Origin of the sequence: Janthinobacterium sp. SUN073 (genome assembly GCF_030397665.1) — a bacterium.
Classification (GTDB): domain Bacteria; phylum Pseudomonadota; class Gammaproteobacteria; order Burkholderiales; family Burkholderiaceae_D; genus Janthinobacterium.
This window is the reverse complement of sequence record NZ_JAPUBT010000001.1, coordinates 380,411-399,125: the sequence shown is the minus strand read 5'-3', so window position 1 is coordinate 399,125 and position 18,715 is coordinate 380,411. Positions and strand designations below refer to the sequence as shown.

At 67.0% G+C, this 18,715-nt stretch carries 6 protein-coding genes; 5 read left to right on the top strand and 1 reads right to left on the bottom strand.

The window, feature by feature from the left end:
- Positions 1 to 105: 105 nt before the first annotated feature.
- A complete protein-coding gene (locus tag O0882_RS01880; protein ID WP_289944884.1) occupies positions 106 to 1,023 on the bottom strand; it encodes a LysR family transcriptional regulator in 918 nt (305 codons plus the stop codon).
- Between the two features lie 137 nt (positions 1,024 to 1,160).
- Here O0882_RS01880 and O0882_RS01875 point away from each other — a divergent pair, with 137 nt between their 5' ends.
- From O0882_RS01875 to O0882_RS01855, 5 genes are all read left to right on the top strand, one after another.
- On the top strand, positions 1,161 to 2,384 hold the full coding sequence (locus tag O0882_RS01875) for an FAD-dependent monooxygenase (protein WP_289944883.1): 1,224 nt from the start codon (positions 1,161 to 1,163) through the stop codon (positions 2,382 to 2,384).
- A gap of 976 nt (positions 2,385 to 3,360) precedes the next feature.
- Positions 3,361 to 3,975, top strand: coding sequence for a TonB C-terminal domain-containing protein (locus tag O0882_RS01870; RefSeq protein WP_289944882.1), 615 nt, complete (start codon positions 3,361 to 3,363; stop codon positions 3,973 to 3,975).
- A gap of 2 nt (positions 3,976 to 3,977) precedes the next feature.
- Complete coding sequence (locus O0882_RS01865; RefSeq protein WP_289944881.1) at positions 3,978 to 4,493, top strand: RNA polymerase sigma factor; 516 nt, start codon at positions 3,978 to 3,980, stop codon at positions 4,491 to 4,493.
- A gap of 123 nt (positions 4,494 to 4,616) precedes the next feature.
- Entirely contained in the window at positions 4,617 to 5,615 is a 999-nt protein-coding gene (locus tag O0882_RS01860; protein WP_289944879.1) for a DUF4880 domain-containing protein, read from the top strand.
- 245 nt (positions 5,616 to 5,860) lie between these two features.
- Complete coding sequence (locus O0882_RS01855) at positions 5,861 to 18,643, top strand: filamentous haemagglutinin family protein (protein ID WP_289944878.1); 12,783 nt, start codon at positions 5,861 to 5,863, stop codon at positions 18,641 to 18,643.
- The last annotated feature ends 72 nt before the right edge of the window (positions 18,644 to 18,715 follow it).

Genomic DNA, 18,715 nt, shown 5'->3' with positions numbered 1-18,715 from the left:
AAGAGCGCAGGCCTGATCAAGCGTTGGGGCGGAATATGCCAACGACGGAAATCGCAGTCCCGGAGCAGACATTCGGCTATTCGGGCGCGTTCCTCAATGCGATTTTCATCTTGCGCCGCTCCCGACTCCTTCCAACCGCACCTGTATCAATTCCAGTAAAGCCCGAACCCGCGCAGTCACGGAATGCCGATGGCTGTACACGCCAAGCAATTGCAGCGGCGCAGGGCACATGTCCAGCGGCACTTCCTGCAATCGGCCCGCGGCAAGATCTTCCTGGCATGGATAGGCCGCCACGATCGCGAAGCCGATGCCTTGCCGCGCGCCCGCCAATGCCAGTTCTCCGCTGTTAACACGATAGCGGCTACGCACAGATACCTTCACGATTTCGCCTGCGGCGTCGAGAAACTGCCAGGGCTGGCCCTTTAACGCGCTCAAGGTGGTAATGCAAGGCAATGACCTAAGTTCGCGCACGTGGCGCGGTGTTCCAGTTTTGGCTAGCAGGGCGGGCGCCGCGACGACGATGCTGGGCAGCGTAGCGAGTTCGCGGGTGATGAAGGTACTGTCATCCTGGCGCCCACGATGGAAGACGATGGACAGGTCCATGTCTTCCCGGAGAGCTTCCAGACCGGTCAGGCGCGTGTCGCATTCCAGTTCGATGCCGGGATGGAGGCTACAGAATTCGGCCAGGATAGGAGCTAGCAGCCTTGGCGCTTCGCCTGGCATGCACATTCTTAGGGGGCCACGCAGTTCACGCTGCACTGCGCCAAGCTCTTCCTCGGTGGAGAGTAAGGCGTCGAGCAAGGGTTTTGCGCGTTCGTAGAGTAGCCTGCCAGCTTCCGTCATGCGCAGGTGGCGGGTGCTGCGTTCCAGCAAGCGGACGCCCAGCATGCGTTCCAGCGAGGCGACGTGGCGGCTGACGTTGGAAGATGGCAGGGTCAGCAGGCGTGCCGCGCCGGCAAAGCTTTGTTCATCGACGACCGCCACGTAGACACGGACTGTATTGAGGTCGAGGGTATTGCGCATTATTATCCCGATTAAGGTATGAAAGCTCCCCATTTTTACATACTAGTACTCCACAGTGGCGGAATTTAAGATGCCGTCTCGTCCGATGGATCGCCGTCGGCGGCGCGTCGGGACGAATTGAATAGGAGAGCTTCAGCATGGAAATCGGAATACTTGGCGGCGGTATTGCAGGGTTGAGCGTGGCGCTTGCCTTGAGCAAGCAGGGGTACAGTCCCCGGGTATATGAGCGCCGGGCGGGGCCTGCGACGATGGGGGCTGGCGTGACGCTCTGGCCCAACGCTGGCTTTGTGCTAGAGGAACTAGGGTTGCTGCAAGACATAGCTGCAGTGGGAGGCCGGCCGGTGGCAATGCACCGTCGGGATGCCGCGGGCAATTCTTTGGGGGGTATCGATATTGCGCTGCTAGACCAGATCATGGGACATCCGACCCATACAATTTTGCGCCGGGACTTGCAGGCGGTACTGCTGGATCATGCGGCCCGGGCCGGGATCCCGGTAGAATTCGGGCATCGGGCGGTGGCGATCGACCTTGATGCTAGCGGCAAAGCCGTGGCGCGGTTCGAAAACGGGGTAAGCATTCGTCCAGATTTGCTGATCGGCGCCGATGGTCGCATGGACTCGGTGGCACGCAGGTTCGTCGCGGGGGACAACACACCAGTTTATCAGGGCTTTGTGAACTGGGTGGGTGTGGCGCAGGGGGAGAATGCATTAGTGGGCGATATCGCGATTCAGGATTATTGGGGGGCGGGTGATCGCTTCGGTTGCGTGCCGGTCCGGCCGGATTTGGTCTACTGGGCGGCGGCGCAGGCACGGCCATTGCCAGGGGCGACGCCCGCAGCGGATATGCGTAAGGAGATTGAGGGTCTGTTCGCGGGATGGCCGGAGCCTGTCACCCGCATCATCCAGGCGACTCCGGAGCATGCCATCCGACTGATTGCCGTGCACGACCTGGAGCCGCTGCACACGTGGAGCCGGGCGAATGTGCTGCTCGTTGGGGATGCGGCGCACGCGCCGTTGCCGACATCTGGCCAGGGCGCCTGTCAGGCGCTGGAAGACGCCTGGCATCTGGCTGGGTGTCTGGTTGGGACGGACGCCTGCCTCGATGATGCCTTGCTGCGCTTCGCGGAGATCCGCGGGCCGAAGACCGCGAAGCTGGCCGAGCAGGGTCGAGTTTTCGCGCGCGGTCTGTTTGCCACTGATCCTGAAACCTGCCGCATTCGCAATGAGCGCGCCAAGGCGTCCGATCCCTTGCTTGACGTGCATGCCCTGGCAGCAGGATGGGCGCAGGGTTTGCCGATGGCCGGCTGCACGGACGGCACGCCGGTGGACAGCGTTGGCTCCGGCAGTCTGTACCGCCTCTGAAAGACTGTGCCAATGTAGACACCGCATGGCGTCTCCGGCCGCGAGACGCCTCACTATTGAGCGAGCCTGGCATTGTCGACACTGTCATTTGATAGGCTTGTGAAAGGGAGTGAAAACATGAAATCAACGACATATACACCGAAGTTCCGGGCCTAGGCAATCAACTGGTGCTGGCCCAAGGGCTAAAGCTGGAAGAAGCCGCGCAGCGAATCGCGATCCCACAGGGTCGCTGGCGAACTGGGTGGGTGCCGTGCCGCCAAACGCGGTACCGATCCGGCGGCACCACCTGGCATGCTCTCCAGTCTGATATTGGTGATATCGCTCACAGAAGATTTTATAGCGTACGCTCCGAAATCTCCGAAGGTAGCCCTCCCATCTCCAACGATACTGACTCAATCTTGTTTTTCATCACGGAGGTGCTGGCACTCCGGGCGGCACCGCCAGACTTGGCTTTCGGACCACAGGCTCATCTCGCACAGTTCGATGACTTCGGGATGGTCCTCCGACGCCCTGCCGGCTATCAGCAGCCCCGGCAAGGTCAAAACGATGCTGTTGCGGAAAGCGTCACCCTTGCTACATCTGGCACTCTTTCTCTCCATCAAAAAAGTGTCAACGTATTCCGGGACGTGTCAGTCCGATAACTCATCCATCGACTTGGTGATCTGCCCCGTCAACCCAACATGCTTCTGCAAGCCCGGCGATTGATTGGTATTGATGTAACGACACCGTCACATTTGAATGCCACCATTCACCTTTTCAGAATGGTGTGCCTACCTTGCCGATTCGCTCCGTCCTCCTGCCATGGCCCTTGCAGCACCGTTGCGGGCGTGTGTACAGCGGCGCGTTGAGCTGTAGCGCGATGGCGCTCTTCTGGGTACTGGGTGGGCTTATCGGATCAGCGGCAGACGCCCGTGGCGCTTCTCCGGATCTGCCGCCCGCGGGAGTTGCACGTGGCAATCCCGTTGCTGATGCGGCTATGCCTGCGATTGCTTTCAACATCCCGGCGCAGCCGCTGAATGCGGCACTGAACCAGTATGCGGACACCACCGGACAACCGGCCTTGTTTCCCAGCGATCTCGTTCATGCCCGTATCTCCACGCCGGTACACGGCCTTCACTCGGCCGAAGGAGCGTTGCGCATCCTGCTGCAAGGTACGGGGCTGACGGCGGACAAGCGCAGTTCTGGCCTGGGCCAGACATTCATTCTGAAAGAGGCCGGTGCGGCATCTGCTGTGCCGGCATCCGTATCGGCTCGCCATGGCTTGGCCGAGCTGTTCCGTGAGGATGGCTACGCCGGACTGGTCCAGATGCGTATCTGGCAAGCGCTGTGCTCGGATGCGCGTATCCGGCCGGGCAACTATACTTCCTTGCTGCAGTTTTACGTGGAGCCGGATGGCCGCATCGGCGCCGTGCGTCTTCTCGGCAGCAGCGGCGATGCCCGCCGCGATGCCGCGTTGCTGCACACGCTGCGCGCCGTGCACATCGGCCGCCTGCCGCCAGCGGCGATCACGCGGCAGCGCTTGACCATGCTGGTTGCTCCGAATGCCCCGGATGTCGGGCCGCAGTGCGAGCGGCAACCGGGGGCGGGCTAGCCATGTCCGACGGCACGCAGCTCTTCTTGCTGAATTACCTGGGCAAGCACTACACATCCATCAAACAGCGCCTGACGCGAAAGCTGGGCAATGCGGAGGATGCCGGCGATGCGCTGCACGACACCTGGCTGCGGCTGAAGGGCAGCGAGGCCCACGGGCCGATCCAGAACCCGGGGGCCTACCTGTCCCGCATGGCGATCAACATTGCGGTGGATGTCCAGCGCCGGCACAGCCGCCTGCTGTCAGGCGATAATATCGATGCATTGCTGGAGGAAATGGTGGATCCGGCGCCCGGGCCGGCCCGGACCGCCGAGATACGCTCGGACCTCGATGGCTTGTTCCAGCTTCTTGATCGGATGCCCGAGCGCCGTCGGGCCATCGCGCTGCTCGTGCATGCGGAAGGCGTGACGCAAAAAGAGGCCGCACAACGGCTGGGCGTGTCGCTGCGGACGGTCGAGTACGAATTGAAGCGCGTGCATGAACGCCTTGATGCGTATCTGGCGGCGGAGAATAAATAATGCGGGTTTTCCGGGACGCCATTCGTCATCCAGTATGAGAGAGCAAAAAATATATGTACGCAACACGCGGCAGCCTGCCGGTTTCCTGCTTTACGGCCGCGCCTGGCCGCTGGATATGACACGATGAAGACGCCACCCGCCAAGAACAGCAGTCACGCCACTTCGCCCTCCGGGCTGGAAGCCCAGGCGTGGGACTGGTTGCGCCTGCTCACCTCGGGCGACGCGCGCGAAGTGGATGCGCAGCAGTTCAGGCGCTGGGTCAAAGCGAGTCCCTTGCATCAAGCCGCATACAATGACGTGAAGCGTCGCTGGGATGCGATTGAGGCTCCTGCCCGCGAGTTGTTGCGCGTTAAGCCGGAAGCCGCGACGCTGGGCGCGTGCCGTCCTCGCCTGGTGCCGGGTGGACGGCGGGCCTTCCTCGGTGCTGCCATCAGTGCGGCGGCGGTCGCTGGCGTGGCCGTGGTTCATCCGCCGCTGGATTTGTGGCCGGCGCCGGAGGAGTGGAATGCGGATGAGCGCACCGCCACCGGGGAGCGGCGCACGCTGGCGCTGTCCACCGGTGTCGATGTCATGCTGAACACGCGAACCAGCGTTCGCCGGCAGACCGATGGCGGCCAATTGGTCGGCCTGGATCTGATCACGGGCGAGGCCGCCATCGATTTGAAAGGCGGCAGGGCTTTTGCGGTGGTGGCCGGCGTTGGCCGCAGCCTGCTCGAATCCGGCCGGGTCGAAGTGCGTCATCTGAATGGCAAGGTCTGTGTCACCTGTATCGAAGGCACCGTCCGCGTGGAGCATCCTGCAGGCGCGCGTCAGCTCCATGCCCGCCAGCAAATGGTTTACGGCACCAGTTCGCTGGGCGACATCGCCAGCATCGACCCGAAAACAGTGTCGGCCTGGCGTCAAGGGATGCTGGTGTTTAACCAGGCCCCTCTGGCCGAGGTGCTCGACGAAATCAATCGTTACCGCTCCGGTCGCGTGGTGCTGATGAACGATGCCGTGCGCAACAAACCGGTCAGCGGGCGCTTTTCCACGGCTTCGCTGGATCTGGCGCTGTGGCAGTTGCAGGAATCGTTTCAGCTGCACGCCCGGCCGCTGCCGGCGGGATTATTGCTCTTGAGCTGAACGCCTTTCTTCATCGCCTGGTATGGCGGGGCCGTGCGACCTTGCACAGGGCATGTTGGGGGCTGCGAAAAAAGTTTTAAAAAAGTTTGCGGTATTTGCGTGGTGCTGTTCGTCACCCATACATAGGGGCATTTTCTGTTGCAGACGCTAGGCGGCTGCGCTGCGGAAAGCCTTCATGAATGTGGCTGGCCGGCGCGAGACGGGCAGCCGAACGGCATCGACTCAATGACCAGGCGGAAACTTACATGAACACACGCGGGCGCAGTGGCAAGGAAAATCAAACGATACGCAAACAGGATCGGGTATTCACGCTGGCACCGTTGGCGCGGGCCATCGCGCTGACACTGGTCGCAGGCACGGTGACGCTGCCGGCCCATGCGCAGCGCACGTTCAGTCCGGCATGGTTTGCCGACAAGGGCGCGCTCCGGGACACGGCGTCGCAAACGGGCAGGCTGCCCGGCGGCCAGCCCGCATCCAGCCTGACGAACCCGCTCGGACAGCAGCAGAAGGCCAATGAGCAACTGCAGCGCTCGATCAGCAATCTGAACCTGGCCGCGCGCGGCATCGCGGCGCAGCAGTCGGCCCAGGCCGCCGCTCGCCTGGCGGCCGCGCATGGGGCATCCGTCCCCGATGGCATGAGCGCGGGCGGCCTGAAAATCGACGCCAATTCGCTGACGGCGGGCTGGCACAACGCGAATGCCCCGGAGCTTAGCCAGGTTGACGGTCGCAGCAACATCGCCATCCAGCAGACCGGCGACAAGGCCATCCTGAACTGGGAGACCTTCAATGTCGGGCGCAACACGACGGTCGAGTTCAGGCAGCAGAAGGATTGGGCCGTTCTCAACCGCGTCAACGATCCGCAGGCACGCCCCTCGCAAATCCAGGGCCAGATCAAGGCCGATGGCACGGTGCTCATCGTCAACCGTAACGGCATCGTCTTCCATGGCGGCAGTCAGGTCAACACGCGCAATCTCATCGCCGCCGCCGCCGGGATCGGCGACGGTCAGTTCAAGACCAGCGGCATCTACACGGCCAACGCCAGCGAACCCAGCTTCACCAACTCCGAGGGCAGGGTAGAGGTCCAGGCCGGCGCGCGGATCGCCACGCTGGCCCCGAAGACTTCCACCGAAGGCGGCGGCTATGTCCTGCTGCTCGGCAAAGAGGTGCACAACGCGGGCGACATCGCCACGCAGAAAGGCCAGACCGCGCTCGCGGCCGGCGACAGCTTCGTCATCAGGAAGGGCGTCGGCACCGACGGCAACCAGGCGTCGACCACGCGCGGCAACGAGATCACCCCACAGTTCAGCAGCGACAGCCTGGCGGGCAAGGTCAGCAACACCGGCCTGATCCAGGCGCGCGAGGGCGACGTGACGATGCTGGGGCGTGAGGTGCGGCAAAATGGCGTCGTACTCGCCAGCACCAGCGTCAACACGCGCGGCACCGTGCACCTCAACGCCATCGGCGCGGACGGCAAGGTCGCCTTCGGCCAGGGGGCCACTACCGCCGTGGTGATCGAGGACGACGGCAAGAGCACTGCCCTGGACAGCCAGCGCGATGGCCTGCGGGGACCGGCCATCACGACTGCCGAGAATATCGTGGCCATCACCGACCGCCGCGACCAGTCGCGCATCGAGATCGCCAGTGGCGGCACGGTCGACTTCCAGGGCGACTCCCTGACCTTGGCCACCGGCGGTCAGATCGACATCCATGCAGCCCAGCGCAGCCTGGTGCGTGAGCGCGCCCGGATCGACGTCTCCGGCGCCGTGGGCGTGAACCTGGCCATGGAATCGAACAACGTCAAGGTCAACATCCAGGGCAACGAACAGCGCGATGCGCCGCTCAACCGGGATGGCAAGACCCTCAACAGCAACGACGTGTGGATCGACCGCCGCAGCCTGGTGTTCGTACCCAAGGGCACGAACGGCTATGCCACCGACCGCTGGTACACCGCGGGCGGCCTGCTGGAAGTCGGCGGGTATCTGGGTACGGCGGGGCACACTGTGGGCGAATGGATGGCGCAGGGCGGCACGCTGAGCTTCGGCGGCAACGATGTGGTCACGCAGGCCGGCTCCAGCATCAACCTGTCGGGAGGCACTGTCAATGTGCAGAGCGGTTTTATCAATCAGACGTGGCTCAAGGGGACTGATGGGCGGCTGTATGACGTGAACAAGGCGCCCGGTGACCAGCGCTACACGGGCGTCTACAAAGGCTACGAGGACAAGCACGAACGCTGGGGCGAGAAGGCGACCGGCTATTACTACAACCCGCTGATCGGACAACAGCGCCGGCTGGAAAACGGTTACACGGTGGGCCGCGATGCCGGCCTGCTGGTGATCGGGACGAAGAGTGCGGTGATCGAGGGAGACATCGCGGGCGACACCTTCCAGGGAAGCGGCCAGACGCAGGCGGCGCAGGCCGGACTCGACGGGTATGACCAGTCGCAGGTGGCGGTGGCGCGCGGCGGGCAGCTGGTGGTCGGCAGTTATGGTGCCCTCTACGACAAGAACACCGGCCTGATGCACCGCCGGCTCGACACCGCGGGCGTGAAGGACGTGGTGCTGAGCGACACGGCCGAACGCATCGCTGCCGGGCTCGACCTCACGGCGGCGTTGCCCACCGCGCGCCAGGACACGTTGATCCTCGACACCACGTTGCTCAACGGCTTCTCACTGGGCGCGGTGCGCATTGCGGCCGCGAACGCGATCACGGTGGACTCGGCGCTGACGCTGGGCAATGGCGGCGACATCGCGCTCTACGGCCCGAAGGTCGGGGTGAACGCGGCCCTCACGGCGCACGGCGGCAGCATCCGCCTGGGCGACACGCTCGCGCAGGCCAGCACCAACTACCTCGATGACACCACGCAGATCACCACGCCCGAAGGCGTGCGCGCGGGCGTGGCGGTGGCCCAGGGCGTGGCACTGGACACGCGCGGCCTGTGGAGCAACCTGTCGGGCGATGCTAGCGATACCGGCAACATGGCGTGGCGCAACGGCGGCAGCGTGTCGATCCGCAGCAGCGGCGACGTGCTGCTGGCCCAGGGGAGCGTCATCGACGTCTCCTCGGGTGCGGCCTTGCTGGCCAACGGCACCTCGCAGCGCGGCGGCAAGGGCGGCGACGTCCGGCTGCAGGCGAATGCGCAGACCGGCGGTGGCGAGGGCGTGCTGGCGATCGATGGCGCGCTGCGCGGCTGGGGCACCTCGGGTGGCGGCACGCTGAGCCTGCAGGCCGGGCAGGTACGCGTCAACGACGGATCGGTGGCTGCGGCCGATGCTGGCACGCTGGTGCTGGCCGGCAACTTCTTCGACAAGGGCTTCAGCCGCTACGCACTCATCGGCGACCGTGGCGTCACGGTGGCCGACGGCACGCAGGTCGAGGTGACGATGCCGGTGCTGCGCGTCACGCCCGACGCGAGGAATGTCGCGACCACTTTTGACGCGGGCAAAGTGCTGCAAGCCTGGACGCCGCCGCTCTACGCCGAGGATGCCGTCAAGGGCGTGCTCACGCAGCGCGCGGGCGCGAGCCTGAGCCTGCAGGCGGGCACGGCGCAGACCCTGGCGGCCGAACTGCCGACGGTGGCTGCGGTCATCGGACAGGGGGCGCAGATCACGGTCGACCCCGGCCAGGCCATCGACGTGCGCAGCGTCGGCCAGCTCACGCTGCAAGGCCGGCTGCAGGCGCACGGCGGCAGCATTTCGCTGAAGAACCTCGACCTCACGCGCATGGAGCAGGAGTACGCCGTGGATGGGGCGCACAGCCGCTCGATCTGGCTCGGCGAGCAGGCGGTGATCGACGTGTCCGCCACGCCCGCGACCGCGCTCGATGCGCAGGGTCGGCGCTACGGCATCGTGCGCGACGGTGGCAGCATTGTGATCGGCGGCGAGATCAAGGAAAGCGACGGTTCGGCCACGGCCGCCAACGGCTTCATCGTCGTACGCGACGGCGCCATGCTCGATGCATCGGGCACCGCCGCCGTGTTCGACATGGGCGCTGCCGGCCCGGTCGCGGTCGCGAGCCGCGGCGGGCGCATCACGCTGGCCTCGAACAACGGCCTCTACCTTGACGGCGAACTGCGGGCCCGCTCGGGCGGCGCGGGTGCGGCCGGCGGCACGCTGCAAGTCGCGCTGGAATCGCCCGAAGTGCGCACGAGTTCGGGGCCGGCGCAGTACACGCTGGCCGAGAACGCGGTGCGCAACTACCGCGACCTGGTGATCGGCGGGTTGCAGGGGCCGTCGGACCTGCCGGCCGGACTGGCCCCCGGCGCGACCGATGCGGCGCTGGTCTATGGCCACGGCCGGCTCGGCGTCGACACCGTCACACGGGGCGGTTTCGATAACCTCGCGCTGCTCAGCGCGGGCGGTATCAGCCTGGAAGACAACGTCAGCCTGCGGCTGGGCCAGAGCCTGTCGGCTTACGGCGCGCTGATGCTGGCCAACAACGCGCGCAACGACGCGCACATTACGCTGGAAGCGCCCTACGTGCGGCTGGCCGGCGTCACGCAGAGCGTAGCGTTGGACGTGACCCGGGGCCGCTTCGGCGTCAGCGGCACCGGCGACTGGCTGCCCTCCGAGGCGCATCTGGCGGTGCATGCCGGCCTCGTCGACGTGCGCTCGTCGGTTCGAGTGTCTGGTGTCAACGGCGATATACCGATATCGTCCGACAGCGACACGCCGGAGAACCCGGCCAGCATCAGGGTGGAGCGGCGCGGCTTCGGCCAGACCACGCTGCAGAGCGACGGCGACTTGCGCTTTCTGTCCGACGTGCCGGCCTTGAGCAACGGCATGCCGACGACCAGCCTGGCCACCCCGGGCGACCTCACGCTGCGGGCTGCGCAAATCTACCCGGCCATCGGCGTCTCGGCCTCGATCCAGGCGGGTGTGCTGCACGACGGCACTTATGCACCGGATCGCGTGCTGCGCATCGAAGGCAATGGTCAAGCCGCGCCGGCGGTGCCCTATGCGGCCTTCGGCGGCCTGGCGCTCGGCGCCGCGACCATCGAGCAGGGCGGCGTGCTGCGCGTGCCGCTGGGCAGCCTGCGCATCGGCGACGCAAACACCACGCGGGTCGACTTCCTGCCTGGGAGCCTGACCTCGGTCAGTGGCAACGGCCTGTTGATGCCGTATGGCGGCACGGTTGACGGCCTGAACTACCTCTACGACGGCACGAAAGTCGAGTTGATCGGCGTGGGCGGCGCCGGCTCGTACGGCCAGACGCTGACGGTCGGCCTCACACTGGGCGGTGCGCGTCTTCATGTGCAGGAAGGCGCGGTGCTGGACCTCTCGGGGGGCGGCGAACTCAAGGGCTTTGGCTTCATCGGTGGCCGCGGCGGCTCGACCGATGCGCGCTATCACCCGCTGGTGCGCACTGCGGCCGATGGCAGCTTCAGCCTGCCCGGTCTCGCGGGCAATCAGGTGTATGCCATCGTGCCCGGCGTGCAGGCCCCGGTCGCCCCGGTGGGCGGCGAACGTGGCGCGGTCGACCCGCTGATCGGCCAGCAGATCACGCTGGGTGCCGGCGTGCCGGGCCTGTCCGCAGGCACCTACACGCTGATGCCTTCCACCTATGCCCTGTTGCCCGGCGCCTTCCGCGTCGAGCTCAACGGTAGCGCCGGCCAGGGCGCGGCGCAGCCCGGCAGCGCGATGCGCAACGGCTCGTGGTCGGCCGCCGCGCGGCTCGGCATCGCCCATACCGCCATCGGCGATACGTTGTTCCGCCAGGCGATCCTCACACCGGCCGAGGTGCTGCGCAGCTACTCGCAGTACAACGAGACTTCGTTCAACCAGTTCATCGTCAGCGATGCCGCGCGCCTCGGCGTGCCGCGCGCGATGGCACCGGCGGACGCGCGCACGCTGCTGCTGGCCCTCACGTCGAACACCGGCGCCGGTGTCGATGCCTTCCGCTTCGACGGCATCGGCCGCTTCGACGCGGCCAAGGGCGGCTACGGCGGCACGGTGGCTGTTTTTGCTGGATCGGGGGGGCCTGAAAGCCAGATCGAGGTCGTGCGCGGCGGTGCGAAGGCCAGCGCCGGTTTCGAGGGCGTGACGCTGAACGCTGACGCGCTCAATGCGATGGGGGCCTCGCGGCTCATGCTCGGCGGTCTGCAGTACGTGACCTACGGCCCGGGCGGACGCATCGTGATGTTCGGCACGGGCACGAACAGCCTCACGCTGCGCCAGGGGGCGGTGCTGTCGGCACCCGAGGTGTTCCTGCTGGCCGATGCCACCAACACCGATAACGCGAGCCATCTCGTGATCGAGCAGGGCGCGGCGATCCGCACGCTGGGCAAGGGCCGCGCGGCCTATGACTCGGCCGATGGATTTTTCTACGCGGGTACGGCCGGCAATCTGGTGGCCGTGTCCAACGGCGTGCTCAGCATGCTGCCGGGTCTGCCGAGCGTGGACTTGGCAGGGAACCGCAGCCTGCAGATCGGCACATGTACCGTCGCGCCCTGTGCGGGCCAGGCCGAGCTGTATTCCGAAGGCACCATCGCGCTGTCCACGCCCGACCGTTTCGTGCTCGACGACTCGGTGCGCTACGGCACGCGCAACCTCACGCTGGCGGTGCAGGGCATCAACGTCGGCGACAGCGCGGCGCTGTCCGACGCGGCCGCGCGCAACACGCTGCCTTCCGGCCTGGTGTTGAACCAGAGCGTGCTCGACCGGCTGCTGCGCGGCGACACACGGTACGGCGCCCCGGCGCTCGAGACGTTGCAACTCAACGCCAGCGGCGGCCTGCGCTTCTTCGGCAGCGCCTCGCTCGACACCATCGACCCGGCCACCGGCAAATCCACGCTCGCGCGCCTGGTGCTGGGCACGCCCGCCATCTACGGCGCGGGCGCGGCCGGCGATGTGGCGACCATCCGCACCGGCCACCTGATCTGGACCGGATCGACCGTGGCGCCCGGCGCCGCAGTCACGGGCGGCGCCGGCACCGGCAGCGGTACGCTGGCCATCGAGGCCGGGACCATCGAATTCGGCTATGGCCCAGGCACGCAAGCCGAGGGCGCCAGCGATGACGCGCGTCTGGCGCTGGGCTTTGCCGACGTGCGGCTCGCCGCCAGTGAGCGCGTCACGGCCAACCAGAAGGGCAGCCTGTCGGTCTACCAGTCGCAAGGCGCGTATGAAGCCGGCAAGGCTTATGCCTACAGCGGCGGCAACCTCAGCATCGACGCGCCGTTGCTGACAGGCGCGGCGGGCTCGGTCAACCGCATCACCGCGGGCGGCGATCTGCGCTTGAGCGCTTCGGTGCCGGCGAGCACACCGGTCGCCGATGCCGCACTCGGCGCGGAACTGCGCCTTGCAGGCCGTGACGTGATCGTCGACACCACGCTGGCGTTGCCCAGCGGCAAGCTCGTGATCAGCGCCGACAAGGACCTCACGCTGACCGGGCGCGCGCAGCTCGACCTGGCCGGCCGCAAGATCGATTTCAACGACGTGTCCAAGTACAGCTGGGGCGGTGACGTCACGCTCGAAAGCCTGGCCGGCAATGTGCACCAGGCTGCGGGCTCGGTGATCGACCTGTCGGCGCGGAACAACCGTGCCGGCACGCTCAAGGCGCTGGCGCTGGCGCTGGGCGACCAGGCCGGCGTGGTCGACCTGCAGGGTGCGATCCGTGGCGGCAGCACGGGGCGCTACGATGCGGGTGGCACGCTGGTGCCGTATCTGGCTGGCGGCGTGGAAGTTCGCGCACAGCATCTCGGTGATGGCGCAGCGCTCGACAGCCAGTTCGCCTCCCTCAACCAGCGGCTCAACGAAGGCGGCGTGTCCGGCACGCGCACCTTCCAGCTCAAGCAGGGCGACCTTACCATCGGCGACGGCCTGAAGGCCGGCGAGGTCAATGTGTCGGTCGACAACGGCAGCCTGACGGTCAACGGCACCGTCGACGCCAGCGGCGAGCGCGTGGGCCGCATCTCCCTCGCGGCAAAGAACGCCCTGACGGTGGCGGGCTCGGCCTTGCTCGATGCGCACGGCACGCTGCTGCGCGTGGATAGCTACGGCAAGATCATCGATTCGCCCAACCGCGCGATCGTCGACCTGAGCACGCAGGGCGGCGTGCTGACGCTGGCCGACGGCGCACGCGTCGATCTGCGCCATGGCACAGCCGCGACCCTGGGCACGCAGCGGGGGCAGAACGACGGCCGCGCACGCGGCACGCTCGAACTCTCGGCGCCGCGCATCGGCGCCAACGGCTTGCCGGGCATCAACGGGGCAGCCGATGCGGCGGTCTACGGCGACATCGCCATCGACGCGCGCGGTGCGCTCGACATCCGCGGCGCCCGCTCCATCGCGGTCAACGCCATGCAACGCTACGACGACGCCCCGCTGGTCAGCTCACCGGCCGCCAGCGGACGACCCTACCAGGAGATCACCCAGACCTGGCTGAAGGACAAGCACGACCACAACAACGATTTCATCGATGCCGCACTGGCGCGCGCCAGCCTCATGACCGGCAAGCTTGCCGGCCTGCGCAACCCGGCCTATGCCGACGCCTTCCATCTGCGTCCCGGCATCGAGATCACAAGCAATGCGCTGACCAACCCGGGTGGCGACATCGTGGTGTCGGGCGACCTGGACCTGTCGGGCTACCGCTACGCCAGCGTCAACCCGCACACGCAAAAGACCGGCGTCTATGGCTCGGGCGAAGTCGGCACCTTGCGCATCCGCGCGGCCGGCAACCTCGATATCTATGGCAGCATCAACGACGGCTTCGCGCCGCCACCCGCCACGCAGGACGACAAAGGCTGGTTGTTGCTTTCGGGAAAAAATTTCTTCGGCGCCGACACGGTGATCCCGCGTGCCGGCATCGTGCTGGCCGATGGCACGGCGTTCGAAGGCGGCAACGCGCTCAATTTTGACCTGCCGATACAGTCGAGTGACTTTGCCGCCGGCACGCTGATCCCCGTGTCCAGCGAATTGACGGCTGAGATGCTGCTGCCCGCCGGGACCGTGCTCGCTGCCAACGTGCGCGATGCCTCGGGCCAGATCATTCACGCGGCCGGCAGCATCGCCGGCGAAACCGTGACGCTGCCTCAAGGCACGCGCCTGGACGCCGGCACGCGCTTGCCGGGCGCCACCACGCTGGACGCGCTGGTCTGGCCCAAGGGCGTCACGCTGCCGGCCGTACGCGCGAAGTACCTGATGCATGGCGACACGGCCTTGCCCGTGGGCGCGCTGCTGCCTTCTTCGACCAACATCAAGCTGCCGGGCGACGCCAAGTCGGTCGAGCTTCGTCCTGGCGGCGCGGGCCGGCTGTGGGGCGTGGCCGCGATGCTGCCGGAAGGCTCGCAGTCGTGGTCGCTGCAACTGGCGGGCGGCGCCGACCTCGGTGCGGCCGACCCGCGCACGCTGCAGCAGAACCCCGCAGCGGGTGTGCTGCGCATGGCCGACACCCACTACGGTCTGTTCGCCAAGGCGCTGCCGTTCAAAGGCGCGTTCGCATGGACATCGCTCGCGGCTGCCGATCTGGGGTTGAAGGCAGGCGTAGAAATCACCGACGAAGTCGCCCGCCAACTCATGGGCGGCAAGTACCAGAGCGCTGCGGCGCTGTGCGCGGCGAACGGGGCCTATTGCACGCCGGTCTACGCTTTCAAATGGTCGCAGAGTGGGGCCAATGCGGTAAAGAATCCCGCGTTTGCGGATACGCCGATACTCGATGCGGTTGCCGCCAAATCGACCAACGGTACATACAAGACTGCCGCAGCGCTGTGTGCGGCACGTGTCAGCTATTGTGTGGCACTGCCCGTGAATGTGTATTATGAGTATCTGCCCGGCAGCACCCGCTTCAGCGTGCTGCGCACCGGCGCGGCCGACCTTGACCTGCGCGCGGCCGGCAACCTGGGCATGCACTCGCTCTATGGCGTCTATACGGCCGGCGCCTCGTCGCAGGCCACGCGGGCCGGCGACCCGTACAACTTGCCGCGCGTGGTGGGCAGCAGCGGCACGGTGCTGAGCGACAAGAACAAGGGCTACGAGAAGTTCGTCGATGGCGGGGCCGAGAGCCTGGCGCGCGCCTGGTACCCGGCCGGCGGCGGCAACCTCACGCTGCAGGCCGGCGGCAACCTGACCGGCGAGGCGGCGCAGGCCATCACCTCGACCGGCGTCGGCCGCCCCAACCCGGCCGACAAGGGCGTGACGACCAACGACACCGCCAACTGGCTGTGGCGCCAGGGCAGCGGCAGCACGCTCGGCGGGGGGGACGATCAGGCTGCGGCCTGGTGGATCAACTTTGGCAGCTATGTCACGCGCGGCACGACCGACACGCTGCTGGGTTTCACCGGCTACGGCACCTTGGGCGGCGGCGACCTGCGCGTGGACGTGGGCGGCGACGCGGGCCTTGTGTCCAGGCGGGGTAAGGCCGTGCGCACCGGCACGGACAACCTGCGCAGCGACGCCCTGGTGCTGGCCGTGGGCGGCACCGGCCGCGTGCTGGCCGATGGCAGCCTGGCGCTCACCGGCGGGGGCGATCTGAGCCTGCGCGTCGGCGGCGCACTGAACCCCCTGGCGCTCGATCCCTTGGACGACATCCATACCAACGCGGTGCTCAACGGCGCCGTCGTCAACCTGCGCGGCGACGTGCAGATGCAAGCCGGCGCGATGGGCACCCAGTCGCTGCGCTATGCGCAGTACACCGGCCAGCTGTCCGAACGCGACCCCCGGGCGATAGATCCGTTCTCGGCCGGGCGCGCGGTGGCGCAGGGCGGCATGCTGCTGGTGCCGGGCGATGCCAGCTACCAGCTGAACACGCGCGGCGACCTGGTCGTGACGGACGCCAACGATGCGGGCCGCGCCGTGATACAGAACCGTACCCCCTTCATGGTAGACGCGGCCAAGGGCAGCGGCGACAGCTGGTTCACGCTGTGGACGCCGAACACCGCCATCCGCCTGTTCTCGGCCGGCGGCGACCTGACGCCGCAGATGGCCAACCTTGGCGCGCTCCCGACCGACATGGCGAACGTCTACCCGTCGATCCTGAGCGCGGTCGCGGCCAGCGGCAGCCTCTACTACGGCAGCATGGCCACGGACAGAACGACAGAGGCGACCGGCGCGCTGGTGCTCGCGCCATCGGCCAACAGCTTGCTGGAGTTCCTTGCCAGCGATTCGATCCATGGCGGCGGCTACACAGTGAGCCCCTCGGGCGCTGCCGAGAGTGCCATGGCCACGCCCTTCCATCCGGCTTTCCGGGGCACGCTGGCGAACGGCACCGTTGTGAGCAATCTCGCCCAGGCCGGCAACCTCATCGAAGATGGCAGGCCATTGTTCGCGCTGGGTGCCAACACCGTGTCGGCAGGCGGCGAACACGGCAGCGAACCGGTGCGCTTCTATGCCCTGCGCGGCGACCTGGTGGGCGTGGCCACGGGGCGCATCAACGTCTTTGCGTCCAACGACCCGACACGCGCTGGCCAGACTTATTACGAGGCCGGGCAGCCGGTGTGGATGATGGCCGGGCGCGACATCGTCGGCAGCGGCACGCCCATCGGCCAGGCCCTGCGCATTGACGCGGGCTCGGGCGCGCGCTATGACAGCTCGGGCAACCTGTTCGCGCACAGCGCCCCGACCGACGTGTCGGTAGTGTCGGCCGGTCGCGACATCGTCTACAGCAGTTTTAACGTGGCCGGCCCCGGCACGCTGGAGATTACCGCAGGGCGCCACATCCAGATGGAAGACCGTGCTGGCGTAACCAGCCTGGGCCCGGTGGTGCCGGGCGACAGCCGGCCCGGCGCGAGCATCTCGATGCTGGCCGGCGTAGGCGCGAACGGCCCCGACTACAAGGGCTTCCTGGCGCGTTACCTCGGCGAAGGCAAGCGCGCCCAGGCAGGCCTGCCGCTGGCCGAGCAGCCGGGCAAGGTCGTCAAGACCTACGAGGCCGAACTGGCCACCTGGCTGGCCGACCCGGTCCACGGCCTGGGCTTCACCGGTACGTCCGGCGAGGCGCAAGCCTTCTTCGACGCGCTGCCGGCGACGCAGCAACGCATCTTTGCGCGCCAGGTGTACTTCGCCGAACTCAAGGCCGGCGGGCGCGAGTACAACGACGCCGAGGGCGCGCGCTTCGGCAGCTACCTGCGCGGGCGCAATGCCATCGCGGCGCTGTTCCCCAAGGTGGCTGCGGATGGAACACCGATCAACTACAGCGGCGACATCACGATGTTCCGCGGCACGGTCGGCGCCACGCCGCGCAGCGGCTTCGTACGCACGCTGTTCGGTGGCGACATCGAGCTCATGACGCCGGGCGGCCGCCAGGTCTACGGCATCGAGGGCGAGGCGCCGCCGCCCGACTCGGGCGTGCTGACCCAGGGCGCGGGCGACATCGCGATCTATTCGCTGGGCAGCATCCTGCTGGGCCAGAGCCGGGTCATGACCACCTTCGGCGGCGCCATCCTGGGCTGGTCGGGCGAAGGCGACATCAACGCGGGGCGCGGCTCGAAGACCACGGTGGTCTACACGCCGCCCAAGCGTGTGTACGACCAGTGGGGCAACGTCACGCTGTCGTCCAACGTGCCGAGCACCGGTGCCGGTATTGCCACGCTGGCACCGATTCCGGAAGTGCCGGCCGGCGACATCGACCTGATCGCGCCACTGGGCACCATCGACGCGGGCGAAGCGGGTATCCGTGTGTCGGGCAATGTCAACCTGGCGGCGCTGCAGGTGCTCAACGCGGCCAACATCGCCGTCAAGGGGGAGGCTATGGGCATGCCGACCATTGCGGCGGTGAATGTCGGCGCATTGAGCAATGCCAGTGCGGCGGCGTCGCAGGCAACGGCCGCCGCGCAGGACGTCCTGCAGCGCGAGCGCAGCACGGCGCGTCAGAACCTGCCGTCGATTTTCACGGTGCGCTTGATCGGCTTCGGCAACGAGCCGATGGGGGGCGAGGGTGAGGCGCCACCGCCACCCCGGGGCGGGCTGCAGTCGTCGCGCGGCCTTCCCTACGACGCTGCCAGTCCGGTGCAGTTCGTTGGCGTCGGCCGCGACTTTGACGCCAGGCAGCTGGCACGCTTGAGCCCCGAGCAACGGCGCGAGTTGCAGCAGGACCGCTAGGCAGGTGGGTGGCATGCAGCGATGTTATCCACCTGTTTCCTCGCCTGTTTCCTGCCCGTGCAGGGAACAGGC

Bases quoted from the DNA above. Each gene is read 5' to 3' on its own strand.
- O0882_RS01880 (WP_289944884.1), bottom strand. From the start codon at position 1,023: ATGCGCAATACCCTCGACCTCAATACAGTCCGTGTCTACGTGGCGGTC.
- O0882_RS01875 (WP_289944883.1), top strand. From the start codon at position 1,161: ATGGAAATCGGAATACTTGGCGGCGGTATTGCAGGGTTGAGCGTGGCG.
- O0882_RS01870 (WP_289944882.1), top strand. From the start codon at position 3,361: ATGCCTGCGATTGCTTTCAACATCCCGGCGCAGCCGCTGAATGCGGCA.
- O0882_RS01865 (WP_289944881.1), top strand. From the start codon at position 3,978: ATGTCCGACGGCACGCAGCTCTTCTTGCTGAATTACCTGGGCAAGCAC.
- O0882_RS01860 (WP_289944879.1), top strand. From the start codon at position 4,617: ATGAAGACGCCACCCGCCAAGAACAGCAGTCACGCCACTTCGCCCTCC.
- O0882_RS01855 (WP_289944878.1), top strand. From the start codon at position 5,861: ATGAACACACGCGGGCGCAGTGGCAAGGAAAATCAAACGATACGCAAA.